Source organism: Pedobacter sp. AC402 (assembly GCF_979252805.1).
Genome location: NZ_CEEDAI010000007.1, coordinates 226,846 through 252,179, shown reverse-complemented (window position 1 = coordinate 252,179; position 25,334 = coordinate 226,846). Strand labels below are relative to the sequence as shown.

At 37.2% G+C, this 25,334-nt stretch carries 25 protein-coding genes and 3 pseudogenes; 17 read left to right on the top strand and 11 right to left on the bottom strand.

Annotation, left to right across the window (positions count from 1 at the left end):
* Positions 1–68 precede the first annotated feature (68 nt).
* From guaB to AC0IWE_RS07660, 5 genes are all read left to right on the top strand, one after another.
* On the top strand, positions 69–1,538 hold the full coding sequence (gene guaB / locus AC0IWE_RS07680; RefSeq protein WP_471792600.1) for an IMP dehydrogenase: 1,470 nt from the start codon (positions 69–71) through the stop codon (positions 1,536–1,538).
* 493 nt (positions 1,539–2,031) lie between these two features.
* A complete protein-coding gene (locus tag AC0IWE_RS07675) occupies positions 2,032–4,611 on the top strand; it encodes a TonB-dependent receptor (RefSeq protein ID WP_471792599.1) in 2,580 nt (859 codons plus the stop codon).
* Between the two features lie 283 nt (positions 4,612–4,894).
* A complete protein-coding gene (locus AC0IWE_RS07670) occupies positions 4,895–5,488 on the top strand; it encodes an LOG family protein (RefSeq protein ID WP_471792598.1) in 594 nt (197 codons plus the stop codon).
* Between the two features lie 69 nt (positions 5,489–5,557).
* Positions 5,558–6,019, top strand: a complete 462-nt coding sequence (locus tag AC0IWE_RS07665; RefSeq protein ID WP_055905211.1) for a MaoC family dehydratase — start codon at positions 5,558–5,560, stop codon at positions 6,017–6,019.
* Between the two features lie 56 nt (positions 6,020–6,075).
* Positions 6,076–6,621 (top strand): hypothetical protein, encoded by a 546-nt coding sequence (locus AC0IWE_RS07660; RefSeq protein WP_471792597.1) that lies wholly within the window; start codon positions 6,076–6,078, stop codon positions 6,619–6,621.
* Positions 6,622–6,636: 15 nt separating this feature from the next.
* Here the strand turns inward: AC0IWE_RS07660 and AC0IWE_RS07655 are convergent, their stop codons facing one another.
* A complete protein-coding gene (locus tag AC0IWE_RS07655; protein WP_471792596.1) occupies positions 6,637–7,098 on the bottom strand; it encodes a DUF2721 domain-containing protein in 462 nt (153 codons plus the stop codon).
* A 253-nt stretch (positions 7,099–7,351) separates the two neighbouring features.
* On the opposite strand from AC0IWE_RS07655, the pseudogene AC0IWE_RS07650 reads away from it, so the two are divergent.
* From AC0IWE_RS07650 to AC0IWE_RS07630, 5 genes and pseudogenes are all read left to right on the top strand, one after another.
* Positions 7,352–8,981: pseudogene (locus AC0IWE_RS07650) on the top strand (acyl-CoA carboxylase subunit beta).
* A 252-nt stretch (positions 8,982–9,233) separates the two neighbouring features.
* Positions 9,234–10,189, top strand: a pseudogene (gene trxB, locus AC0IWE_RS07645) (thioredoxin-disulfide reductase).
* A gap of 550 nt (positions 10,190–10,739) precedes the next feature.
* Complete coding sequence (locus AC0IWE_RS07640) at positions 10,740–12,650, top strand: beta-N-acetylhexosaminidase (protein WP_471792595.1); 1,911 nt, start codon at positions 10,740–10,742, stop codon at positions 12,648–12,650.
* Between the two features lie 56 nt (positions 12,651–12,706).
* A complete protein-coding gene (locus tag AC0IWE_RS07635) occupies positions 12,707–13,327 on the top strand; it encodes a hypothetical protein (RefSeq protein ID WP_471792594.1) in 621 nt (206 codons plus the stop codon).
* 109 nt (positions 13,328–13,436) lie between these two features.
* A complete protein-coding gene (locus AC0IWE_RS07630; RefSeq protein ID WP_471792593.1) occupies positions 13,437–13,808 on the top strand; it encodes a diacylglycerol kinase family protein in 372 nt (123 codons plus the stop codon).
* Here the strand turns inward: AC0IWE_RS07630 and AC0IWE_RS07625 are convergent.
* The 5 genes from AC0IWE_RS07625 to AC0IWE_RS07605 all read right to left on the bottom strand — a co-directional run bounded on the left by AC0IWE_RS07625 (position 13,797) and on the right by AC0IWE_RS07605 (position 15,569).
* Positions 13,797–14,363 (bottom strand): DUF922 domain-containing protein, encoded by a 567-nt coding sequence (locus tag AC0IWE_RS07625; protein WP_162235794.1) that lies wholly within the window; start codon positions 14,361–14,363, stop codon positions 13,797–13,799. The genes AC0IWE_RS07630 and AC0IWE_RS07625 overlap by 12 nt on opposite strands.
* A gap of 120 nt (positions 14,364–14,483) precedes the next feature.
* Entirely contained in the window at positions 14,484–14,678 is a 195-nt protein-coding gene (locus tag AC0IWE_RS07620; RefSeq protein ID WP_471792592.1) for a hypothetical protein, read from the bottom strand.
* A gap of 115 nt (positions 14,679–14,793) precedes the next feature.
* On the bottom strand, positions 14,794–14,946 hold the full coding sequence (locus tag AC0IWE_RS07615) for a hypothetical protein (RefSeq protein WP_471792591.1): 153 nt from the start codon (positions 14,944–14,946) through the stop codon (positions 14,794–14,796).
* Between the two features lie 10 nt (positions 14,947–14,956).
* Positions 14,957–15,085, bottom strand: coding sequence for a hypothetical protein (locus AC0IWE_RS07610; RefSeq protein ID WP_471792590.1), 129 nt, complete (start codon positions 15,083–15,085; stop codon positions 14,957–14,959).
* The gene (locus AC0IWE_RS07605; RefSeq protein ID WP_029275756.1) at positions 15,072–15,569 is read right to left on the bottom strand and encodes an RNA polymerase sigma factor; all 498 of its coding nucleotides are present in this window, start codon (positions 15,567–15,569) and stop codon (positions 15,072–15,074) included. The genes AC0IWE_RS07610 and AC0IWE_RS07605 overlap by 14 nt, the downstream gene beginning before the upstream one ends.
* A 162-nt stretch (positions 15,570–15,731) precedes the next feature.
* Here AC0IWE_RS07605 and AC0IWE_RS07600 point away from each other — a divergent pair, with 162 nt between their 5' ends.
* The 7 genes from AC0IWE_RS07600 to AC0IWE_RS07570 all read left to right on the top strand — a co-directional run bounded on the left by AC0IWE_RS07600 (position 15,732) and on the right by AC0IWE_RS07570 (position 20,692).
* Complete coding sequence (locus AC0IWE_RS07600; protein ID WP_471792589.1) at positions 15,732–16,865, top strand: dicarboxylate/amino acid:cation symporter; 1,134 nt, start codon at positions 15,732–15,734, stop codon at positions 16,863–16,865.
* Positions 16,866–16,878: 13 nt separating this feature from the next.
* Entirely contained in the window at positions 16,879–17,115 is a 237-nt protein-coding gene (locus AC0IWE_RS07595; RefSeq protein WP_471792588.1) for a cation:dicarboxylate symporter family transporter, read from the top strand.
* Between the two features lie 120 nt (positions 17,116–17,235).
* Positions 17,236–17,685, top strand: a complete 450-nt coding sequence (locus tag AC0IWE_RS07590) for a hypothetical protein (protein WP_471792587.1) — start codon at positions 17,236–17,238, stop codon at positions 17,683–17,685.
* A gap of 184 nt (positions 17,686–17,869) precedes the next feature.
* Entirely contained in the window at positions 17,870–18,181 is a 312-nt protein-coding gene (gene rplU, locus AC0IWE_RS07585; RefSeq protein ID WP_025146774.1) for a 50S ribosomal protein L21, read from the top strand.
* Positions 18,182–18,233: 52 nt separating this feature from the next.
* Positions 18,234–18,650, top strand: a complete 417-nt coding sequence (gene rpmA, locus AC0IWE_RS07580; RefSeq protein ID WP_082458656.1) for a 50S ribosomal protein L27 — start codon at positions 18,234–18,236, stop codon at positions 18,648–18,650.
* A gap of 1,216 nt (positions 18,651–19,866) precedes the next feature.
* A complete protein-coding gene (locus AC0IWE_RS07575; protein ID WP_471792586.1) occupies positions 19,867–20,550 on the top strand; it encodes a hypothetical protein in 684 nt (227 codons plus the stop codon).
* Positions 20,519–20,692 carry a hypothetical protein gene (locus AC0IWE_RS07570; protein WP_471792585.1) on the top strand — a complete coding sequence of 58 codons (174 nt, stop codon included), beginning with the start codon at positions 20,519–20,521 and terminating at the stop codon, positions 20,690–20,692. The genes AC0IWE_RS07575 and AC0IWE_RS07570 overlap by 32 nt, the downstream gene beginning before the upstream one ends.
* A 170-nt stretch (positions 20,693–20,862) precedes the next feature.
* Here the strand turns inward: AC0IWE_RS07570 and AC0IWE_RS07565 are convergent, their stop codons facing one another.
* From AC0IWE_RS07565 to AC0IWE_RS07545, 5 genes and pseudogenes are all read right to left on the bottom strand, one after another.
* Entirely contained in the window at positions 20,863–21,006 is a 144-nt protein-coding gene (locus AC0IWE_RS07565; RefSeq protein ID WP_471792584.1) for a hypothetical protein, read from the bottom strand.
* A 113-nt stretch (positions 21,007–21,119) separates the two neighbouring features.
* The gene (locus AC0IWE_RS07560) at positions 21,120–21,836 is read right to left on the bottom strand and encodes a polyprenyl synthetase family protein (protein WP_471792583.1); all 717 of its coding nucleotides are present in this window, start codon (positions 21,834–21,836) and stop codon (positions 21,120–21,122) included.
* A gap of 47 nt (positions 21,837–21,883) precedes the next feature.
* A pseudogene (rnr, locus tag AC0IWE_RS07555) lies at positions 21,884–24,016 on the bottom strand (ribonuclease R).
* A gap of 274 nt (positions 24,017–24,290) precedes the next feature.
* On the bottom strand, positions 24,291–24,839 hold the full coding sequence (locus tag AC0IWE_RS07550) for an exo-alpha-sialidase (protein ID WP_471792832.1): 549 nt from the start codon (positions 24,837–24,839) through the stop codon (positions 24,291–24,293).
* Positions 24,840–24,880: 41 nt separating this feature from the next.
* Positions 24,881–25,267, bottom strand: coding sequence for an exo-alpha-sialidase (locus AC0IWE_RS07545; RefSeq protein ID WP_471792582.1), 387 nt, complete (start codon positions 25,265–25,267; stop codon positions 24,881–24,883).
* Positions 25,268–25,334 lie beyond the last annotated feature (67 nt).

The following is a 25,334-nucleotide window of genomic DNA, read 5'->3' as shown; positions in this document are numbered from 1 at the left end:
TTATAATTTTATATTCCCTCAATTTTCGTATCTTTGCCTGGCAAATAATAAATCCTAATTTATTTGCTATGCAACTCGATTCCACAAAGTTTATTGCTACAGGTTTAACGTATGACGACGTACTATTAGTACCCGCATATTCTGAAATTCTGCCCCGTGAAGTAAATACATCCACTTTTTTAACAAAAAAAATCAAACTTAATGTTCCATTGATTTCTGCCGCAATGGATACAGTAACAGAAGCCGAACTCGCCATTGCCATTGCGCAAAATGGTGGTATTGGCATGTTGCATAAAAACATGACTATCGAAAGACAAGCTGCAGAAGTTCGTAAGGTTAAGCGTTCTGAGAGTGGCATGATTCAAGATCCGGTTACTTTGCTTGAAACAGCAGTTGTGGCCGATGCTTTCAAAATTATGAAAGAGCATAAAATTGGTGGTATTCCGGTAGTAAGCAGCGATAATAAATTGGTTGGAATTATTACCAACAGGGATTTGCGTTTCCAAAAAGACATGAAAAGACCAATTTCTGAGGTGATGACCAAAGAAAATCTGATTATTGCACCAGAAGGTACTACTTTGGTACAGGCCGAAGAGATTCTTCAGAACCATAAAATAGAGAAACTGCCTGTAGTAAGTAAAGATGGCTACTTAAGCGGCTTAATTACTTTTAAAGACATATCAAAAGTTAAAAATTACCCGGTAGCCTGTAAAGATGAGCGTGGCCGTTTACGTGTAGGTGCTGCCGTTGGTGTTACTGCCGATACCTTAGAACGTGTTGATGCTTTGGTACATGCAGGTGTTGATGTAATTACAATTGATACCGCTCATGGCCATACTAAAGGTGTTGTAGATAAATTAAAAGAAGTTAAAGCTAAATATCCTGATTTACAGGTTATTGTTGGTAATATTGCTACTGGTGCGGCAGCCAGATTTTTAGCAGATGCCGGTGCAGATGCCGTTAAGGTTGGTATTGGTCCGGGTTCTATTTGTACCACCAGAATTATTGCCGGTGTTGGTGTACCACAATTATATGCTGTTTACGAATGCGCCAAGGCTTTAAAAGGCACAGGTGTACCCGTTATTGCCGATGGTGGTATTAAACATACAGGTGATATTGCGAAGGCAATCGCCTCTGGAGCAAGTACTGTAATGGCAGGTTCGTTATTTGCAGGAGTAGAAGAATCGCCAGGTGAAACCATTATCTATGAAGGACGTAAATTTAAATCTTACCGTGGCATGGGTTCAATTGAGGCCATGGAACAAGGTTCTAAAGACCGTTATTTCCAGGATGTAGAAGATGACATTAAAAAATTAGTGCCAGAAGGAATTGTTGGTCGAGTGCCATTTAAAGGTACATTGGCAGAAGTAATGTACCAATACATCGGTGGTTTACGTGCGAGTATGGGCTATTGCGGAGCAGCCAATATAGAAGCCTTACAAGAAGCACAATTTGTACAGATTACTGCGGCAGGTATGCGCGAAAGCCATCCACACGATATCACAATTACGAAAGAAGCACCTAATTATACCAGATAGTAGTTTTTCCAATAATTAATATTACAGGAAACGAAGCAATCTCATTAGGCAGAATTTTTATAGATTAATACAGCGGGGCATCTTTACGATTGCCCCGTTTTTATGTATAGCTATTTTATAAATTTAATCATAAAATTATTACGGGCGTTACCCAAGCTGCGCAAGGGGCGGGCTTTTACAGGGCTGCGCTTTGCTCCGGTACGGTGAAGAACCGGTACTAAACCCTTTCAATCCCTAACGCAAAAATACAGGTCTAAAATCGAGGCCCGTAAATCTTTAAACTTCTAAGAAAACAGAAAAATAACAAAATAAAATTTGGCAGCTAGAAAATTTTAATATATTTGTCGACTAAATCTATAGGTTTTATATAATTATTATGAATATGGATCAAAAATCACGCTCTTATTGTTGTTGTAGTCATTCACAAACATTAATCGAATATTTTCGAACTTGTCATTATTAAACAACACTTAAACAAACTATATAAACAATCATGAACAAAAGTTTATTTTTTCTCTTTTCATTTTTAATCTTTGCAAGCTTTACATTTGCCCAAAGCCCTTTAACCGGGGTAATTAAAACATCTAATGGCACTACAATTCCGCATGCAACTGTAAAAGTAAGGGGCACTAACCAGGCTGTGGTAGCCGATGATAATGGAGTTTTCAGCATTAACATAAAACAAGAAACCCCATTTTACCTGCAGGTAAGCTCAGTAGGCTTTAAACCTCAGGATTTTCAAATATTAAAACTTCAGGATACTCCGATAGAATTGGTTTTGGTAGAAAACGCACTTTTGGATGAAATCGTGGTAACTTCCAGAAGGCGTTCAGAGGTATTACAGGATGTGCCAATTCCAATTACCGTTATCGGTGGTCAGGCAGCAGAAAATGCAGGTGCATTTAATGTAAACCGATTAAAAGAATTGGTGCCATCAGTACAGTTATATGCTTCAAATGCAAGAAATACAACTTTAAATATCAGGGGATTGGGGTCAACATTTGGTTTAACCAATGATGGTATCGACCCAGGTGTAGGTTTTTATGTTGACGGCGTTTACCATGCCCGTCCGGCAGCAACCTCTACCGATTTTCTAGATATCGAACAAATTGAAGTAATCCGTGGCCCACAAGGTACATTATTCGGAAAAAATACTACAGCTGGTGCATTCAACATCACCACCACAAAACCAACTCAAACGCCAAGTGCAAAAGTAGAAATGAGTGTTGGTAATTATAACTTTTTGCAAGCTAAAACATCAGTTTCAGGAGGCGTAGCAAAAAATCTGGCTGTAAAAATTTCAATTTCCGGTACACAGCGCGATGGTACCATCTGGAACACCAGGGAAGAACGTAAATATAGCGGGCAGAACAACCTAGGCTTTAAAGGACAACTGTATTTTACACCATCCGATAAATTACAGATTTTATTGAGTGGAGATGTAAGCATTCAGCATCCGGCAGGTTATCCATTGGTTATTGCAGGTGTAACCACTACAGAGCGAAGTGCTTATCGCCAGTATGCAAAAATTGTATCCGATTTAGGTTATCAACAACCTAAAATTGATCCTTTTTCAAGAGAAATCAATACTAATACCCCTTGGAAACATAACCAATCGATTGGTGGTATCTCATTAAACGTAGATTACAAAATAGGCGGAGGAACACTTACTTCGACAACGGCATGGCGTTTTTGGAACTGGGATCCTACAAACGACAGGGATTTCTCAGAGCTGTCTGCTTTAACAAAATCACAAGGGACTTCCCGTCATGATCAATATTCGCAGGAAATCAGGTACGCAGGAAACATTACTGATAAATTGAGTGGTGTAATTGGTGTATTTGTGCTTGCACAAAACTTAAAAGGCTTATCTCAAACAGAAGAAGTTGGTAAAGACCAATGGCGGTTTGTACAAACCAGCAACACTGGTAGTCAGGCCTTATATTCAACCCCAGGCTTATTAGATGGTTTCGGCATTAAAACAAATTCAACTATTAAATCATTAAGTGCAGCCATTTTTGCCCAGGTAGATTGGGAATTTCTTGAACATTTTCACGTTTTACCAGGATTAAGGTATACTTACGACAAAAAAGATGTTGATTACGACCGTGTAACTTACGGTGGCTTACAAACTACAGATGCTGCTTTGCTTGCTTTAAAATCGGCAGTTTATAGCAATCAGCAGTTTACAACCAAGGTAGATAACAATAATCTATCTGGTAACGTAACAGTTTCTTACCGTCCGAATACCAAATTAAACGTATATGGTACTTTTTCTACTGCATATAAACCAGTTGGTGTAAATGTTGGTGGTTTGCCAACCACCTCAACCGGACAGGCAGATTTGTCGCTAGCCGTTGTTAAACCAGAATATGTTCAACACTACGAATTGGGTTTAAAAACAAAACCTGTTAAAGGTGCTATACTAAATGTTACTGCATTTAATACAGATATTAAAGATTATCAAACCAATGTACAATCGCCACAATTAGGGGTAAACAGAGGTTATTTGGCAAATGCAGAAAAAGTTAAGGTAAAAGGTTTGGAAATTGACGGAACCTATCAATTGGAAAGATTTTTAACATTAAATGCAGCAGTAGCCTATCTAGATGGTAAATATGTAAAATTTACCAATGCTCCGCTTCCATTGGAAGAAACGGGACATACGGAATTGGTAAATGGCGTAGCAACGCAAGTGGCATTTAAAGATGCATCAGGAGGCAGGTTACCAGGTATTTCAAAATGGAATATTTCAGGTGGATCGGAGTTTAGCACGCCTGGCAATTTAGCTACTAGAGCAGGCCGTTACTTTATCGCTGGCGATGCAAGTTACCGTTCTGAGTACTCTTCAAACCCAACACCTTCAAGCGTTTTAAATGTTAAAGGTTATGCCTTATTCAATGCGAGGTTAGGTTTTAAATCTGATAAATTTTCATTGTTTGTATGGAGCAGAAACATTGCCAATAAAAACTATTACGAACAATTACAGGCTGCAGCAGGTAACTCTGGTTTGTATGCTGGTGTACTTGGCGATCCTAGAACTTACGGTGCAACCATTCGCTATGCTTTTTAAGGTAAACTAAATTATATTTTTAAAAAGGAGTGGCCAAATGCTACTCCTTTTTTGTTTTGAGGTTATAATTTAATGATGTTAAACACACCTCTGAGTCTTCTAATGCCATTGCACTAATAAAGTAATGGCTTATGCATTATTCAAATATCTATTTTAACCTATACCATATTATATACCTTAATAAAGGCTTATTGATACTTAATCACGATCTGTAACAGCTTTGTGCAGAATTAAAATTTACATACAAGCGATAAAGTATTAACTTCGGAAAAATTTTAATCAGATGAACAAGCTTAAATCCGTTTGTGTGTATTGTGGCTCAAACTTTAATGGCGATGTACAATTAAGGAATGCAATAAAACAATTGGCAGCAACGCTGGTAACACAACAAATCAGGCTGGTGTATGGCGGTGGTAGTGTTGGGGTTATGGGTGTTTTAGCTAATGATGTACTCGAATTAGGAGGTTTGGTGACTGGCATTATCCCTCAGTTTCTAATGGATAAAGAAGTTGGTCATAGGGGATTAACCGAAATGATCGTAACTGAAAATATGCACCAGAGAAAACAAAAAATGGCTGATTTAAGTGATGGTTTCGTGATTTTACCTGGCGGTTTTGGTACATTGGAAGAATTTTTTGAGGTATTGACATGGCTGCAGTTGGGCTTACACCATAAACCAATCGGTGTACTTAATGTAAATGGCTTTTACGATCCTTTATTTGCCCAGATGGAGATGATGGTGCAAAGTAAGTTTTTAAAACCTGCCAATCGCGACCTCGTTTTTAACGAATCCAATGCTGAAGATCTGATCAATAAGATGGATAATTTCTCTGCCGTACCCGATGAGGTTTGGTTTAGAGAAAGAAACCTGAGTTAAAAATTAATTATTTATAAGCAATTATCAATCCCCCATGCGCAAAACGCCTGGTGCTAAAATACATATATAATGCAAATCATTACATCCCACGCAGAATTTGAACAATACCTTGGCAAGGAATTAGGCGTTTCTTCATGGCATACCATTACACAAGAACAGATTAATAAATTTGCTGATGCAACACTAGATCATCAATGGATACATGTTGATGAAGAAAGGGCACAAAATGAAGGACCTTTTAAAGCAACTATTGCGCATGGCTATTTAACATTATCATTAATTCCTTATTTATGGAAAGAGATCGTCGATATTCAAAAATTAAAAATGGAAATCAATTATGGCATCGAAAGTTTAAGGTTTGCACAAGCTGTTACCGTAAACAGCAAGGTAAGGTTAAAAGCTAGGTTGGCATCAATTATCAACTTAAGAGGAGTTACAAAGGTTAATATGGCTATTGAAATGGAAATTGAAGATCAGAAAAAACCTGCCTTTAGTGGCGAAGTGGTTTTCTTGTATCATTTTATAAATTAATTATTTACTATGTAGCGTTTTTAAAGTAATGAACGTTTTGATAAGAAAAAACGCTCATGAAAAATACTTACCGAAATGCCAGCTTAATTTTAATGTTATTTGTGTGCTGTGCTTTTGGCGCATGTAAAAAAGAAAAAGAACAAGCAAACAATAATTCTTTTTTGCCCATGCAAATAGAAAATCTATGGTACCACAACAATGAAAATTTTACCGAAATTACAGATACACTTCGCCTAAATAATAAACTTTTTTACAAGTTTTATTCATTGATAGGTGGCGATGCTGAAGCCATTTCCTACTTAAGAATTGATGAGCAAAACCGGTTAATAGAAAGCTATCCCACTGCGCCAGCAAAGAATTATTTAAAAGCCGATTTTAATGCAAAGGTAGGGGATAAGTTTTTCACAACTGGCGCAAAAGATGTTAATGACAATGAAGTTACTGTTGTTCAAAAAACAGATTCAGAAATGGTTTTTTCATTCGATATCGTTTATCAGGAGAACTTAAAAGGCCATCCATATCAGGTAAAATACGTTAAAGGTGTAGGGTTTTCTGGAAATTGGAAGAAATTGATTATAAACGGTGTCGTTACTCAAAAATAAGCTCATATTCGAGCTTTACTGCTCACCTGAAGTATTATTCTTATCAAATTTCTTTTTTAATCTTCCTACAAGTGTTGGGTTTTCGAGTTCTTCTAAACTGCTTAGTTCGAGTTCGAGTGCTTTTGTACTGATTTGAATTTCAATCAGCGAAATGACAAGAGAAATCATAAAAAATACCAAGCTGAGTGCAAAAAGTATTTCTGCAAAGGTATTCCACTTCAAATAAATAAAAAACATACAAAAAAGACAACATGCAAAGCTTATTACTCCAAAAGCCTGCATGTTTTTGATTAATCTTAATCTATAGCGCAGGTTTTCAATCTGCTTATGAAGCACCACATTTTTATCACCACCCTCATACTTCGATTTTAAGCTGCGAACAAGCGTGGCCAAGGCCAGAAAACGGTTGGTATAAGCCAGCATGATTAAGCTAATGGCTGGAAATAATAACGCAGGAATATTGATGGTTAGTTCCATTTTTAGGGTTTAACCAAAAATATCATTTTAAACGGATATTTAACTACAGCGGGAGCAGAGTTTTTACACAGCGTTAAACGGGTAAAAAACTTTAGTTATGGCTCAAATTGTAGGTAATCCAATCTTAAATAAAGCGTTGAGATCTCTGTGTCCTCATTAATTGCTCTTGTTTTTACTGTGGTTAAAAATTGCTTTGTACCAGAAACCGTTTTGGTCAATATTGTTTTTCTAAAAATAAATTTAAATTGCCTCCATGAATATCGAATTCAATAAAAATGAGGATGTGAACAAACAGTTGGTTTACGAACTGAAAACCAAACTCAAAAAAATATATCTCGGCGGTGGCGAAAAAAATGCTGTCAAACAAAAAGAAAAAGGTAAGCTGTTGGCCCGCGAACGTATTGCTTACCTGATTGATAAAGACACTGATTTTTTAGAAATCGGTGCATTTGCCGCTGACGGTATGTACCTGGAACAAGGTGGCTGCCCAGCTGCGGGGGTAGTTTGTGGAATTGGTTATGTAAGTGGAAGGCAATGTATGATTGTTGCCAATGATGCCACGGTAAAAGCTGGTGCATGGTTCCCGATGACGGCGAAAAAGAATCTTCGCGCACAGGAAATTGCGATGGAAAACCGTTTGCCTGTAATTTACCTGGTAGATAGTGCCGGAGTGTATTTACCCATGCAGGATGAAATTTTTCCGGATAAGGAGCATTTTGGAAGAATGTTCCGCAACAATGCCATCATGTCATCAGAAGGAATTGTTCAGATTTCGGCTATTATGGGTGCTTGTGTTGCAGGTGGGGCTTACTTACCCATTATGTAGCGATGAAGCCATGATTGTTGATAAAACCGGATCGGTATTTTTAGCAGGATCGTATCTCGTAAAATCCGCTATTGGTGAGGAAGTTGATAATGAAACCTTGGGTGGAGCAACTACACATTGCGAAATTTCGGGTGTTACCGATTATAAACATCCCAATGATCAGGCTTGTTTGGATAGTATCAAAAACATCATGAGTATGTTAGGTGCACCACAAAATGCAGGATTTGATCGGATAAAGCCTGCAAAGCCAAAAGAAAATGAGGAAGAACTTTACGGTATCTTACCTGAAAACCGTGATAAACCTTATGAAATCATGGATATCATTAATCGATTGGTTGATGGATCGGAATTTGAAGAATATAAAAAAGGTTACGGACAAAGCATTGTTTGTGGTTTGGGGCGTATTGATGGTTGGGCTGTAGGTATTGTAGCAAATCAACGCAAAGTGGTAAAATCAAAAAAAGGGGAGATGCAGTTTGGTGGCGTAATTTATTCTGATAGTGCAGATAAAGCCAGCCGTTTCATAATGAACTGTAATCAAAAGAAAATTCCATTGGTGTTTTTGCAGGATGTAACTGGTTTTATGGTGGGCAGCCGATCTGAGCAAGGCGGTATTATTAAAGATGGCGCTAAAATGGTTAACGCTGTAGCCAACTCTGTGGTGCCAAAATTCACAATTGTATTGGGAAATTCTTATGGTGCTGGTAATTATGCCATGTGCGGTAAAGCTTACGATCCAAGATTGATATATGCCTGGCCAACTGCAAAAATAGCCGTAATGGGTGGCGCACAGGCCGCCAAAACATTATTGCAAATTCAGGAAGCTTCCTTAAAAGCAAAAGGCGAGGTAATAACGCCAGAAAAAGAAGCAGAGTTGTTAAAAGAAATCACTGATAAGTATGATAGCCAAACCACTCCATATTATGCAGCTTCGCGCCTTTGGGTAGATGGCATTATCGATCCACTGGAAACAAGAAAAGTAATTTCAATGGGCATTGAGGCAGCCAACCAATCGCCAGTTACAAAGAAATTTAATGTGGGTATTATACAAACTTAGGTGTTGTGGGATTTTGCCAGCTATTGTTTACAATATTCCCATATAAGGATATCAATTATAAATTTAATCTCAGCCTAATGGAAACACCTGAAACCACAAATCACACATTTTATTAGGCCTAAAGTTGCTTTATGCCCTGCCTCTTAACCTCAGCTGTTAATAAGTAAACTATGTTGACAATGTAAGTTTGTTAACAATTAATTAAAGCATTAAATTTGCGCTACAATTAATGAATTTCAAACACACAATATAATGTCACAAGAAAACGAGCACGTTCAGTGTTTAATTATAGGCTCAGGCCCTGCAGGTTATACTGCTGCAATTTATGCTGCCAGAGCCGATTTAAAACCAATTATGTATACTGGTATGCAAGCTGGTGGACAGCTTACGCAAACTACTGATGTTGAGAATTTTCCAGGTTACCCGCAAGGAATTATGGGGCCAGAAATGATGGAAGATTTCCGTAAACAAGCAGAACGTTTTGGTACCGATATCCGTTTTGGTTATGTAAGCTCAGTTGATTTTTCTTCTACACCACATAAAGTAGTTGTTGATGAAATTAAAACCATTACCGCTGATACTGTAATTATTGCTACCGGTGCAACAGCAAAATGGTTAGGCTTACCAAGCGAGCAACAATATAATGGTTTCGGGGTTTCTGCATGTGCCGTTTGCGACGGTTTCTTTTTTAAAGGACAGGATGTTGCTATTGTAGGTGCTGGTGATACCGCTGCTGAGGAAGCAACTTATTTAGCTAAACTATGTAAAACTGTTCATTTATTGGTTCGCAGAGACGAATTCAGGGCTTCAAAAGCAATGGTAAGTCGTGTTTTAGCAACCCCAAACATTGTGGTACATTACAACACCGAAACCCAGAAATTTTAGGTAATGGTAAAAATGTTACTGCTGTTAAAGTTTTAAATAACAAAACAGGTGAAGAATCTGATATTGAGGTAGAAGGTTTCTTTGTGGCCATCGGTCATAAACCAAATACCGATATTTTTAAAGGCCAGTTGGATATGGACGAAACCGGATATTTAGCTACTAAACCAGGTTCTACATTAACCAACATCGAAGGCGTTTTTGCCTGCGGCGATGTTCAGGATATGTATTACAGACAGGCGGTAACTGCTGCGGGTTCTGGTTGTATGGCCGCACTTGATGCTGAAAGGTATTTGGCTGCTAAAGAACACCCTGTAGAAGCATAAACACATTTAAATATTATTTTAGAAAGAGAAATCAGTAACGGTTTCTCTTTTTTGTGATTGATGTTTTTGGAAAGCAATTGCAGCAGCTCTTTTTATTGTTAGTCCTGCTTTCCATTACAAGTCCTCGCTGCACTCCGGGCTTTGCATTGCAATCAGGTTTATATACGCAGGTTTTTGCTGCTATTGAGAGTTGAATAACACCGTTCATCAATTGTCTTCTGCATTTTGCAACTCTAACGAGTACCGTTGACGGCGCCACCTAAACCCGATCAAAGCGGGATGCAGATTTTTCAATCGGCAGAAGCGGGACTGTTCCAACCCAAAACGCTACTGCATTTGATTTTCACAAAAAAGACTAGGATTTTTATTATACATGTATTATCAAAAGCATTAGAAAAAACGCATAAGCCTTCGGGTTAAAATTTATCTGCATTGGGCAGTCCAGTCAAACGGTTGATTTAAATTGTAACAAAAATGTGAGGTTCAGGATCTGCCCATAATCTCTATATTGGTTGTAATAATCAAATAAATTTAAAACCAAAAACACAACATGAACAAAGCATTATCGATTTTTATTGGAGTATTAATCAGCACAAGTGCGTTTGCGCAGAGCGATCCCAATTTGGGAATCATACCTGCACCAGTCGCCATTACAAGAGCAAATGGAAATTTTACTTTGGATAAAACCACTGTTTTAGTAAACCAGAGCATCGACGGAGCAAAGATGTCTGATTTATTAAACGCTTTTATCGTTACAAAAGCCGGTTTTGCCTTAAGAGAAAATAAAGTAACTCAACCCAATCAAAAAGCACTTATACTTACTTCTGTTGGCGCAGATAAATTGCCTGCCGAAGGTTACACCATTAAAGTTACACCCAGCCAAATCGTTTTAACAGGAAAGGGTGCCGGACTTTTTTATGCCGTACAATCGCTGATGCAAATGTTGCCAGATAAAGTTGCAGATAAAATTACATTACCTGCGGTAAACATTAACGATTATCCTCGGTTTGCTTATCGTGGAACCATGTTGGATGTGTGCCGTCATTTTTTCCCAATATCTTTCATCAAAAAATATATCGATCAATTGGCTTATTATAAAATCAACACTTTTCACTGGCATTTAACAGATGATCAGGGTTGGAGGTTAGAGATTAAAAAATATCCAAAGCTAACCGAAATCGGCTCTTCACGCAATGGAAGTATTATTGGGAATTATCCAGGCAATGGCAATTACCTTACACCTGTTAAAGGTTTTTACACACAAGAAGAAGCTAAAGAAGTTGTTCGCTATGCAGCGAGCAAATACATCACCGTAATTCCGGAAATTGAGTTGCCTGGTCATGCTTCAGCTGCCATTGCTTCTTACCCTGAGTTAAGCTGTTTCCCTGAGCGTGATACTTTTATAAGTGATAAAACACCATGGGCAGGCAGTAGAAAAGGAAAGCAGGTGCAACAAACCTGGGGTGTTTTTGATGATATTTTTGTACCATCAGCCAATACCTTTACCTTTTTAGAAAATGTTTTGGATGAAGTGATTGCTATTTTTCCTTCTAAATACATTCATATTGGTGGTGATGAAGCTCCTAAAACCTATTGGAAAGAATCTACATTCTGTCAGAATTTAATGAAAGAAAAAGGTTTGAAAGATGAGCATGAATTACAGAGTTATTTTATTCAAACCATAGAGAAACATGTAAATGGAAAAGGACGCTCAATTATTGGCTGGGATGAGATATTGGAAGGTGGTTTAGCACCAAATGCAACAGTAATGAGCTGGAGAGGTGAAGATGGTGGAATTGCTGCTGCACAACAAAAACACGACGTAATCATGACTCCAGGTTCGATGGGTTTATATATTGACCATAAACAATCCAATTCTCCCGATGAGCCGGTTACTATTGGTGGATTTGCGCCATACCAAAAGATTTATGCTTACGATCCAATTCCTAAAGTGTTAACTCCCGATGAGCGTAAATACATTAAAGGAGTGCAAGCAAATATGTGGACAGAGTACATTAAAACAACAGCGAAGGCAGAAAATCATGCTTTCCCGCGTTTGTTGGCCTTGGCTGAAATTGCATGGTCGCCGGTGGAGCGGAAAGATATTAAGAATTTCTCTGAGCAACGCCTACCTGTGCATTTGGCACGTTTAGATAAAATGAACATTAATTTTTGGGTGCCAACACCAATTGGTCAAAGTGATAAACCTTTAACCGGTGGCGATTTTACCATTGATTTGAAAGCACCTGTTACCGGTGCAAAAATTTATTATACTATCGATTTGGCGCGTCCATCCGAAAATGCATTCTTATATACTGCTCCTCTAAAAATTACTGTTCCGCAAGGAGAGAAGAGAGTTCTAAAAACCATAGTTATTGCACCAAGTGGTAGAAGAAGTGTTACTGCAGAAACTGTTTTAAATAACGGTGCGCCTGAAGTAAAGGCAGAGGCAAAGAAATAATGTTGCTTAGGTAAGCTAAAATACTTAATTTGGGGCAACCAAACGTCCCAAATAGAATGAAACTACAGAAATATACAAAACAGCATCTTTTGTTAATAGCAGGGATGCTGTTTTGTTTTGCATGCACAGAAGAAAAACCAAAACCAGTTATAACCGAAGCTACTAAAATTGAAAAGAACCCTTTCCGTTTTTATAAGGATATAGAAGTAAAACCGGGTTTGAATTTCGAGATTTTAAGCTGGGGGAAAGGCGTTGATTCAATTGGCGGGTATCAAATTTTAATGTCTGATTCCGTACGTAACAATTATAAATCTGCTGCGGTAGATCGCAAAGGAATAATTACGGATGCATGGAATATGGACCTGGATAATGATGGTAACCCGGAAATCTATATCCAGTTACTAAGCAAAAAAAACGTTTCAGATCTTAATGTTTTCGAATATGCTGGTGGAGATTTTAAAAAGATAGGTTTTCCTTCTTTAAGTGCTAACCAGAAAAAAGGATATGCAGGAAATGATAAATTTTTTATTAAAAATGGCGATCTTTTTCGCTCTTTTCCTGTTAAAGATACTGTAGATAGCGCTAAAACAATTACCAAGACTTATCAATATAAATTAAGTGGTAGCAGTTTTTCTACGAGCGAAGTAAAGCCTGAAGAAGGGAACGGTAAAAGCTAACTTTTAAGGGTTAAAAATCACATGCTTCGCACATATAGGGCATATCTTATTTAAGATGGCTATGCTGAACTTGTTTCAGCATCTTTAATGCCTAGCTAAAATTAAAATAATGAGCAGCCAGAAATTTTCAATTATAGAGCGGGTAAGGAGCTTTAAATATGCTTTTAATGGATTAAGGTTGTTTTTCGTTAATGAACACAATGGGAGGATTCATTTAGTTGCAGCAATTGTTGCGGTTGCGTTATCTTTTTATTTAAAAATTTCTGGCTTAGAATGGATTGCAATATTATCTGTGATTGTTGCAGTTTTTATGGCTGAAATAATAAACACAAGCATTGAGAAACTAGCAGATGTTGTTTCACCAGATTATCATCCAAAAATTAAAGTGGTAAAAGATTTGGCTGCGGCGGCTGTTTTGGTTGCAGCATTTTTGGCCGTAGCTGTAGGTTGCATCATATTTGTGCCGAAGCTATTTTTGTAATTCTGCTGTTGCTGCTCTTGATTCTTCAATTTTATCCTGAATAATTTCATCCCATCTGGCCTGCATTTTATGGTTGCTGCCATGTTCAGTTTCCTCGTCGTAATTGCGTTGCATGGTATCAAAATACTCGCTGATCTGGTTTGCCAGTTCTGAAATTTGTGCTTTGTAGTTGTTTACTGAATAGTTTCTGTTCTTTAGCACCCTTTCGGCTTCTAAAAGTAAAACATATTGAATATCAGCGTGTCCTTGTTCGTGGTGCAACAAACTTGCTCTAATGTCAGGATCTTTAATCTTGTCCCATTTCACCCAAGATCTTGTTTTATCAATTGTGGCTTCATTCTTTAAATTGATGGCAACCCGGTTGCGGTAAACCGTGCTTGAGTAGCTGTATTTCCAGGTCATTGCCGTTAAAGCAAAAAAGGGCGATTGCATATCTGGTTTACCTTTAAAATGAGTTTCCCAGTCAAGTTGTACTGGTTGGCTCAAGTCTTGTTTAAACGCAAATGTGCATGGCAGGGCCAGCAAAAATAGTATGGATAAAATTTGTTTTTTCAACGGTATAATTTTAGTTTAAACTGTAGTGAAGTCATTATGATTTAACAATTTCATTATCTGGCGATAAATCATAATGTTTTCAATATATCAGTTTTTACAATGAAAAAACCGTGCCTAAAATTATTCCGGGGTAGAAATCTGTTCGCTAATGCGTTCAAATTTTTCAATCAATAAAGCAATGCGTTCTTTTTCTCGGCTTATTACCGCTTTTCTCAGAATTGTTGAGCAAAATACCATCCAAAATGCTGTAAATCCTATTGCCAGTACCTTTTGAATGGTATTAAAACGAGAAAGAATTTCTACAAAATAGAACATAATGCCTAATGAGAGGGCAATTGCATAAAACCAGTATAAAGAATTGTAAAGCTTATAGCGGTTTAACTGATAAGTTTTTAGGTTATTCAGATACTGATGGGGATGAGCTGTAAAATCAGTTTTCGAGAATTAAACGGTAATCACGGTAAAGAATCAATGTATATACACCAATTGCAATAATTGTGATGCTGATGCCCACGTGGGTTGTCCACGATTCGAAATGAAAAAATATCCATAGTGCAGCAATAGCAATAAATGATGCCAGCATCCCCAGGATGTTACAAAGCAGATTTAAGCTTTAATCCATTTACTTCTTTCTTCACTTGTTGTAGCATTTCATCTGCAGAAACCTTAACTTCTACTTTGTGATTTTGCCACAGCTCCTGTATTTGATCAAACGCTTGCATACTGACTATATAATTCTGTTAACTTTTGTTTAATTCGGTGAATTTTTACTCTTAAATTGCCTTCACTTATTCCAGAGATATCGGCAATTTCGTGATATGGTAATTCATCTAATACCATTGTTATAATCAAGCGGTCATTTTCTTCGAGTTTAGATATACATTTATAAAGAAGGGCAACCTGTTCGTTTTTCTCCGAAAACTCTTCTATTTTATTTTCAATTATGTTGTCCGTTAATTCGTCTTTTGCCTGTCGTTTCTCAGATCTTAAGTAGGTTAAACAGGTGTTTACGGCAATTCTGTAAATCCATGTAGAAATTAAAGATTTGTTCCTGAATTTATCCAGGTTTTGCCAAACCTTTAAAAAAGTTTCCTGTAAAAGATCATTGGCAGCGTCGGTATCGCCAGTATAACCATAACATAAATGGAAAATCTTTTTGGAGTTTGAATCAAAAATTTCTTTAAATAGCTTGTCTTTTTGTTCCATTTAGGGGTTGAAGGTTGCGTTTTAGATGATGTTGAGGATTTTTTGTTACAACAAAGTGCCAAAAATAATATATTTTTTAATTCCAGCTGTTATCAAAATTTGTTACAAGCCGTAAATATCGTAGTTTTACCAAATTAAGAGTACCACAAACTTTTTATATTCATGAAGAAAAACAAACTCACGCTTTTTATTTTCTTAGCGCTGATTGCGGGTATTGCACTGGGCTATATTTTAAATGTCAATTCAATCGATGTTTACAACCAGAATATACTTAATGCTGATGCAAAAGTTAAAAGTATAGAGGTAAGTATTGCTAAAACAACCGATACCACCAGTATTGTATATACCCAACTTAAAGCAGAGCGTAAAGCGAACGCTAAAATCAAAAAAGAAAATGAAGATATCAGAGAGAAAAAACTAGAATATTTCACTCTGTTAAGCGATATTTTTCTTCGCCTGATTAAAATGATTGTTGCTCCATTGGTATTTACAACCCTTGTTGTTGGTGTGGCTAAAGTTGGCGATATTAAAGCAGTTGGGAGAATTGGCGGTAAAACATTAGGTTGGTTTTTGGCCATGTCGTTAATGTCGTTAGTACTGGGGATGATTCTTGTCAATTTATTCGAACCTGGAAGACATATGAAATTATCCTTGCCAGATCAATTGGTGAATACCGGAATCCAGAAAGCTGCAATGAGTGTAAAAGATTTCATCGCACACGTTTTTCCTAAGAGTATCGCCGAATCTATGTCAACCAACGAGATTTTACAGATCGTTGTTTTCTCGTTATTTTTTGGTGTAGCTACAGCTGCAATTGGTGATTTGGGTCAGATCGTAATTAAAGCTTTTGATGCCATTGCGCACGTTATTTTAAAGATGACCGGCTATGTGATGAATTTTGCACCATTTGCTGTTTTTGGAGCCATGACAGCCATTGTAGCCAAACAAGGACTGAATGTGTTGAATACTTATGCCATTTTTATCGGTGAGTTTTATTTAGGGTTGGGCATACTGTGGATGGTATTGATTTTCTTAGGCTTTTTGGTGTTAAAAAAACGCATTTTCCGTTTGGTTAACGATATGAAAGAACCTGCGCTTTTGGCCTTTAGTACTGCAAGTAGCGAGGCAGCTTATCCGAAAACGATGATGCTTTTGGAGCGGTTTGGATGTAAAGATAAAATTGTAAGTTTTGTATTGCCACTTGGATATTCTTTTAACCTCGATGGTTCGATGATGTACATGACGTTTGCTTCCTTATTTATTGCCTCAAGCTTATGGAATCCATTTGGGTTTTGAGCAACAAATTTCGATGCTTTTAATTTTAATGCTTACCAGTAAAGGCATTGCAGGGGTACCACGGGCATCGCTGGTGGTAATTGCTGGTACCATTGCCAGCTTTAATATTCCTGAAGCAGGTTTGGCGTTATTAATAGGCATTGATCCATTATTGGATATGGGCCGTTCGGCAACTAATGTTGTTGGAAATAGTATTGCCACTGCAGTGGTGAGTAAATGGGAAGGGGAGTTAAAAGAATCAGCGGTTTAGCATTTTATTTAATCTCAATAATTCATCCCTTATAATAATTTAAACATTCAATCAATAATTTAATATCAAGTGTCAAGTAAAGGAAAAAAAATATTCTTAGCCCTTAGCATCATCCTTCCGATGATTATTTATTGTTATATTTATTACAAGCCAATCATTCAAAATGCACCGTTCAGGAAAAAGGATTTTGTATCGATGGACTACAAATGGGGGATAAAAGATACATTAGAAAATCATTATAATTCTGCTACTGGCGAATATCGGTATGTAAATAATGTAGATTCTGTTGTTCGGAAAAAGGTGTTTTTAAAAAGCGACGATATTTTGTTTATGCATTCAAAAGCAAATGAAATCGGCCTTTGGAATTTTCCTGATACCATTGGAAAAAAGAGTGCTAAAGCTTTGGCTGTTCCACGCTACGAGATTCTTTTCAAGTATAAAGAAAAATCTAAACACGTTGTGATTTATGGTGATTTTGATGGTAACCCAAAATTGTTGGATGCTGCGGTACAGATGAGAAAAATTATCGAAGAAACGTTAAATCAAGCTGAAAAAAGAAGCGGCAAATAATAAGAAGAACAAAGATTTGTTAAGGTTTCATGTCATCGTTAATCTTAAAACAGACTGAAATTAAAGGTTGGCATAAAAATAAAATATATACAGAAAATATTTTCGATATGTATTTGTGTGTTAATTGAATTTGTTCTATATTTGCACCTCGTTAAATAAAAATTAAAAAACTAATATTTAAACAATGTACGCAATAGTAAATATAGCAGGGCAGCAATTTAAAGTTGCTAAAGACCAGCACCTTTTTGTACACAGATTACAAGGAGATGAAGGCGCTAGTATTGAATTTGATAATGTATTGTTGGTTGACAACGGTGGTGCAATTACTGTAGGGGCTCCTGCAGTTAAAGGTGCTAAAGTTTCAGCTAAGATCGTATCTCATTTAAAAGGTGATAAAGTGATTATTTTCCACAAAAAACGTAGAAAAGGTTACAAAAAGAAAAATGGTCACCGCCAGTTTTTCACTAAGATTCAGATTTCTGACATCACTCTATAATTAATTGTTAACCCAATAATTCGCTTTTTAGCGAGTTACAAAATATAAAATCATGGCACACAAAAAAGGAGCCGGTAGTTCGAAAAACGGACGTGAATCGCATAGTAAGCGTTTAGGTATTAAAATTTTCGGTGGGCAATTGGCTATCGCTGGAAACATTTTAGTACGTCAACGTGGAACAAAACACCACCCAGATAAAGGTGTTGGTATTGGTAGAGACCATACTTTATTCGCTTTAGTTGATGGTACTGTAATTTTCAGAAAGAAACAAGATAACAAATCTTACGTTTCAATCCTTCCAATTACTGAAGCTGAAATCGAAGCGGCTATAGCTAAAGCACCAGTTGCTAAGAAAGCAGCTGCTGAGCAAGAAGTTGTTGCTGTTGAAGCTGCTCCAGCTAAAAAAGCACCTGCTAAAAAAGCAACTAAAAAAGACGAAACTACTGAAGAAGCTGCACCTGCAGAATAATTAGTAACGAACTTATAATAAAAAGTCCTGATGCAAATCAGGACTTTTTTTGTTTCTATAGTTTTTTGTTGTTTGGTCAATTTTCAAATTCCTTTCGATTAGGTTAAGGGTGGTACAATTGGGTTATAACGAATTCCATCCTTAGATTGCCAGGTATGCGTTCTGCTGAATTCATTTAAGCATCTATTTATAAAAACAACTCAAGTTAAAGATCCTGAAACAAGTTCAGGAAGACGATTGCTCATAGGATTCAGGAATACGATTGCTCTTAGGATTCAGGAATACGATATTGCCAGATACGCGTCTTGCTGAATTTATTTCAGCATCTATTTGCAAAAACTACTCAAATTAGAGATCCTGAAACAAGTTCAGGAAGACGATTGCTCTTAGGATTCAGGAAGACGATTGCTTTTAGGATTCAGTAAGACGATATTGCCAGATACGCGTCTTGCTGAATTTATTTCAGCATCTATTTACAAAAACTACTCAAATTAGAGATCCTGAAATAAGTTCAGGAAGAAGATTGCGCTTAGGATTCAGGAATATGATATTGCCAGATACGCGTCGTGCTGAATTTATTTCAGCATCTATTGTAGCAGAACAAATCAATTTAAAGATCCTGAAACAAGTTCAGGAAGACGATTGCGCTTAGGATTCAGGAAGACGATTGCGCTTAGGATTCAGAAAGACGATATTGCCAGATACGCGTCCTGCTGAATTTATTTCAGCAACTATTGTAACAGAACTACCCAAATTAAAGATCCTGAAACAAGTTCAGGAAGACGATTGTGCTTAGGATTCAAGAAGACGATTGTTCTTAGGATTCAGGAATACGATATTGCCAGATACGCGTCCTGCTGAATTTATTTCAGCATCTATTTACAAAAACTACTCAATTTAAAGATCCTGAAACAAGTTCAGGAATACGATTGCTCTTAGGATTCAGGAAGACGATATTGCCAGATACGCGTCCTGCTGAATTTATTTCAGCATCTATTTTAGCAGAACAAATCAATTTAAAGATCCTGAAACACGTTCAGGAAGGCGATTGCTCCTAGGATTCAGGAAGACGAGTTTTGAATGCCACAATCAAAACTGATTTTCAAGTGATTTCCTTGATTAATCTCCCGTCAATTTTCTACATAATTGTTAAAGCCTGTTAAATAACAAAATTTAACAATTCATCGCGATACATTCGCATATAAATTAAATTACAATGAATTTCAAAATATTCAATTTAGCTGTTTTTTCTATTATACTGGGTGGTCTTTCGGTTCGAGCACAAGATGTAGAAGAAAATATCCGGATGGTTAAAGCTTTCAAGGCCGATGGCGTATCAAATGAATGGAACGAGCCGCTTAACCAATACAATGATGCCACTAAACTTGCTTTTGCCCTTGCAAACGATGATAAAAATCTATACATCATTATCGAATCGCTAGACCCACAAACCACTTTTAGCGTTCTAAGAGGCGGAATTACGCTTAACATCAATACTGAAGGCAAGAAAAAGGATGGAATGAAGTTGACTTTTCCTTTAATGGATAGGCCTCCAATGCCAACAGAAGGAGAAGAACACCATGCGCCTCTATCGCCTGATGGAGCAACACACGATCCTGTAGCGATGAATAAAAGCATTCGAGTTTCGGGATTTAAAAATATACCCGATGGTGAGTTGCCAGCTACGAACCAAGTTGGATTAGAAACTGGAATGAGCATTCATCCCAATAGAGACCTCATTTACGAGTTGAGCATTCCATTAGCACAATTACAGGTAGGTTTAGATCTTAAAAAAGCTTTGGTTTATAATATAAAAATTAATGAACCAAATAAATCTGGCTTTAAGAGAGAAGGTAAACCTGGAGGTGATGGCAATAGTAGAGGGAGAATCAGGTGGTAGAGGCGGAATGGGCGGTGGGGGCCGTGGCGGTATGGGCGGCGGTGGAAGAATGGGAGGTGGAGGTCAGCGACCATCGGACGGTGGTGAATCGACAGCAAAAACTTCTGATTTTTGGATAAAGTATAAGTTGGTAAAGGCTTAACCTAATGATTTTACCATTATGTATAAACACTTCACTATGAGATAGTTCAGGTAAATATCTTTAAATTTTAACGTAAAATTAATCAACAAATTCAGACTGAAGTGTAAAAGGAAATACAGAGTTGTCAACTTTCTGGCCGTTTGGCTATAGAAGTTGACAACTCTCCTTAATTAATATTCCCTGGCCATTAATTGCTCTGTAAGCGTTAATAGATTTGATTTCTTTTCATCACTCACATTAATCTGTGCAAATACTGCTAAAGCTTTGTTAAGGTAATTGTTCATGCTTTCTTTGGCAATATCCTGAATGTCCAAAGTATCGTATACCTGCCGTACAGTATCTATTTTTTCTTGTGAGTTAAATTCTTTATATGCCGTCCAGGTATCTAATGAAGCCCTGGTTTCTCCATCGGCAAGTTCAAAGGCTTTTAATAAGAGAAAGGTTTTTTATTGGCAATAATATCGCCACCCACCTGTTTCCCGAATTTTTCAGGATCAGCGTAAACATCTAAAATATCATCCTGTAATTGAAAAGCAATACCAATATTTTCGCCAAACTGATAAATTAAATCGGCATCTTTTTCTGATGCACCAGCGATGATTGCTCCAAGCTTTAACGCGCCACCTAAGAGAACAGCCGTTTTTAACCTGATCATGTTGATGTATTCTTCAATACTTACGTCATCGCGGCCTTCAAATTCCATATCCAGTTGCTGGCCTTCGCAAACACCTTGCGCAGTTGCATTAAATGTGTTTAATACAGGACCTAAGAATGCAGAATTAACTTTTGCGAGGTTTTTGTTCGCTTCCACCATCATCACATCTCCACTTAAAATGGCAATGTTTGTGCTCCATTTTTCGTGTACAGTAGCTTTGCCTCTGCGCAGTGGTGCATTGTCCATAATGTCGTCATGAACAAGCGTGAAGTTATGAAAAACCTCAATGGCCATTGCGGCGTGGATTGATTCATTTGCATCTTCTCCAAACAATTCTGTTGCCATCAAAACCAGAAGTGGCCTAACACGTTTGCCACCAAGGTTGATAATGTATGTAATCGGATCGTAAAGCTGTTTTGGGTGATCCGGAAACTTTAAATTTTGTATTGCAGTATCTAAAATTTGTTGTAATTGCTCTGTAGTATGCATTTGTAATTATTGCGAAAACACTGTGTTTAAGACACAATTTTATATTTTTAATCTGGAATTAAGGTGAAATCGATTTGCCGTTTAGAAAGATCTACTTTTTTCACCCTAATCATCACCTCGCTCTCCCAATTGGTACTTTTTCTTTTTACGCTGACCAACAATACAGTAATTTTTCTCATCGAGTACATAAAAATCGTCAGATATATCCCTTAAACGGATCATTCCTTCGCATTTGTTCTCTTCGATTTCTACATACATGCCCCATTCAGTAACACCTGAAATAATGCCTTTATATTCGGTACCGATATTGTTTTCTAAGTATTCGGCCTGTTTGTATTTAATTGAAGCGCGTTCTGCATCTGCAGCTCTTTTCTCCATCGCTGATGAATGTACACAGGCCACTTCGTAAAATTCCATATCAGCCGATTTGCCACCATCCAAATAAGTTTGTAAAAGCCTGTGTGCCATTACATCGGGATAACGACGGATAGGGGAAGTAAAGTGGGTATAATATTCGAATGCCAGGCCATAATGACTGGTTTTTTTAGTCGAATATATGGCTTTTGCCATTGAGCGGATCGCAAGCGATGTAAGAATATTTTGTTCTTTTTTTCCTTCAACATCAGCCATTAAATTATTTAAAGATTTGGCAATTTCTTTGTCTGATTTTGTGTTGATTTTGTAACCGAAACGGGAAGCAAAAGTTGCAAAGGTATTTAAGGTTTCCATGTTTGGCGAATCGTGTACCCGATAAACAAAAGTTAATTTATCTTTTCCCTTTGTTTTCTTGGCAATAAATTCGGCTACTTTCCGATTGGCCAAAAGCATATAATCTTCGATGAGTTTATGCGCATCTTTACGTTCTTTAACATATACACCTATTGGTTTTCCAGATTCGTCTAATTTGAATTTTACTTCGGTACTTTCGAAACTGATGGCACCATTTTTAAATTTACGGTCGCGCAGAATATAAGCCAATTCATTCAGTTTTAAAATCTCCTGAGCGTAGTCTCCAGCCTTATTCTCGATTACTTCCGTGCTTCTTCATAACTGAACCTCCTGTCTGAATGGATAACGGTTCTTCCATACCATTCGGATTGAATGTTGGCTTGCTCATCCAGTTCGAAAACGGCTGCAAAGCACAATTTGTCTTCTTGAGGACGTAATGAACATACACCATTACTTAAGCGTTCGGGCAACATCGGAATTACACGATCTACCAGGTAAACAGAAGTGGCACGACTGTACGCTTCTTTATCCAGTTCAGTTCCTTGAATTACATAGTGTGAAACATCAGCAATATGTACTCCGATTTCATGATTTCCGTTAAGAAGTTTTTGATAAGAGATGGCGTCATCGAAATCTTTCGCATCAGCCGGATCTATGGTAAAGGTTAAAACACTTCTAAAATCTTTTCTTTTGGCAATTTCAGATGAAGGAATTTCTTCAGGAATGGCGTTTGCTTCACGTTCTACCTGTGGAGGAAATTCGAGTGGGAAACCGTATTGTGCTAAAATTGCATTCATTTCGGTATTATTCTCACCCTGGTTGCCCAAAACGTGTTTAACAATTCCTATTGGATTTTTAGCACTTTCGGGCCAATCTGATAAGGTTACCAATACCCGTTGACCGTTTTTTGCATCATGGGTATCGGCCAGAGGGACAAAAATATCGTGCATCATTTTTTTATCGTCTGCAATTACAAAAGCAAAACGATCGGATATTTTAATTACACCGGTGAAATCTGATTTGGCTCTTTTTATAATTTCAACAACTTCGCCGTCATTTTTACGGCCGCTTTTCTTCGCGAAAACATAAGCCTTTACAGTGTCGCCGTGTAAAGCATTTTTAAGCTTACGTGGGGCAACGAATATATCTTTCTCAAATTCATCTTCGGGTACAATGTATGCGGAACCATCGGCAGTCATATCAACCGTTCCGATTATGAAGTTTTGAAGTTCTTTAAGTTTAAATTTACCTTTTTCAGGCTCTAAGAAAATTCCTGCACTTTTTCCCTCTTTTAAGATTTCCAGAATCGTTTCTCTAGATTCCTGATCGTTCAAATTTAATTTCGCCGAAACCTGCTTGTAATTAAGCAGCTGATTATTGTTTTTTTCAAAAACATCACTAACCAATTGATTCAGAACCAATTTTATATTTGCCGATTTTTTCTTTGCCATATGCTAAACTGAATTTACCGAAGATACAGAAAAGATGCTCAGGATGGAAAATATAGCAGACAATATGTAAAATGAATGATGGTTTATAGTTCATCTGTTTATCGTCTATTTGTGGATTGGTATTTGAAATTTCCGACGGTTTTATGTTTCATAATTCATTTTCAATAACAGTGAAGCTAGCGATCTGAGTATTAACTATCGACAAACATCCATTAAAAAATAAATAAAATTTCATTTTTAACCCTATTTCCGGTTAATCGTAGCGGCTTATAAGCTACAAGCCCGTGCTTAACTTAATCTCAGCATAATTAATCTTTTTTCTTTCTGCTGTGTAGGTTAAATGTATGTTTTCTTTTTTGTCCTGAATAATTGCTGGGTAGCTGTATTCACCTTTGTCGTGCTTTTCCAAAGTGTAAATGTCCTGCCAATTTTTTCCATCTGCAGAAATAGCTAATTTCAAAATTGATCTGCCTTCCCACCAATTTTTTCCTGATGTTAAAGGGTTGTAAATCAACAATTGCCTTCCATCCGCTAAAGTAACTGCATCGCTTCCTGAATTTGGATTTGGCAAAGTTGTGGCACTTAGTTTAGACCAGTTTTCGCCATTATCTTCCGACCAGCTTTCTACAATTACATTTTGCCTGCTTCTACACAATAACTGTAATTTTCCGTTCGGATAAGTTAAAATAGAGGGTTGTATTACTCCGAAAGTATCACAATTGATTTCAATTTTCTTCCAGTTTTTTACATCACTATCAGATTTTTCAATGTGAATTTTCCATGTTTTTTCATCTAAGCTCTCGGTGCTTGATGGATATAGAATTGTTCCGTTTTTAAGCTGAACAGGTTTATTTTTTATCGGACCTAAAAACCCCTAGGAAGCTTTTTAGCAGCCGACCAGGTTTTGCCTTCATTATTTGATGTTTTATATTCTGCCCACCATGCCCTGGGGTTTGCACCAACTTTATAATGTAAAAATAAAGTTCCGTTTCTGGTTTTAAACAATACAGGGTTCCAACAGGCTATCGGAAGGTTATCGCTTGTTATGCCTGTGGCAATTTTAATGGGTGTACTCCACTTGCCATGTTCTTGTGTTGCTATCCAAATTGCAACATCGTTACTTCCTTCATGTTTTCCGCCAAACCAGGCGGCCATTATTGTGCCTTTTTTCAGCTCGCAAAGTGTAGAGGCATGGCAGGCTTCAAATGGTGCATGCTCAAAAATACTCTCTCTTTTTATAACTGTAACCAACGTATTTTGTTGAGCAATGCAGTTAAAACAAAGTAAAAAGAGTATGATTAACAAAAATATTTTTTGC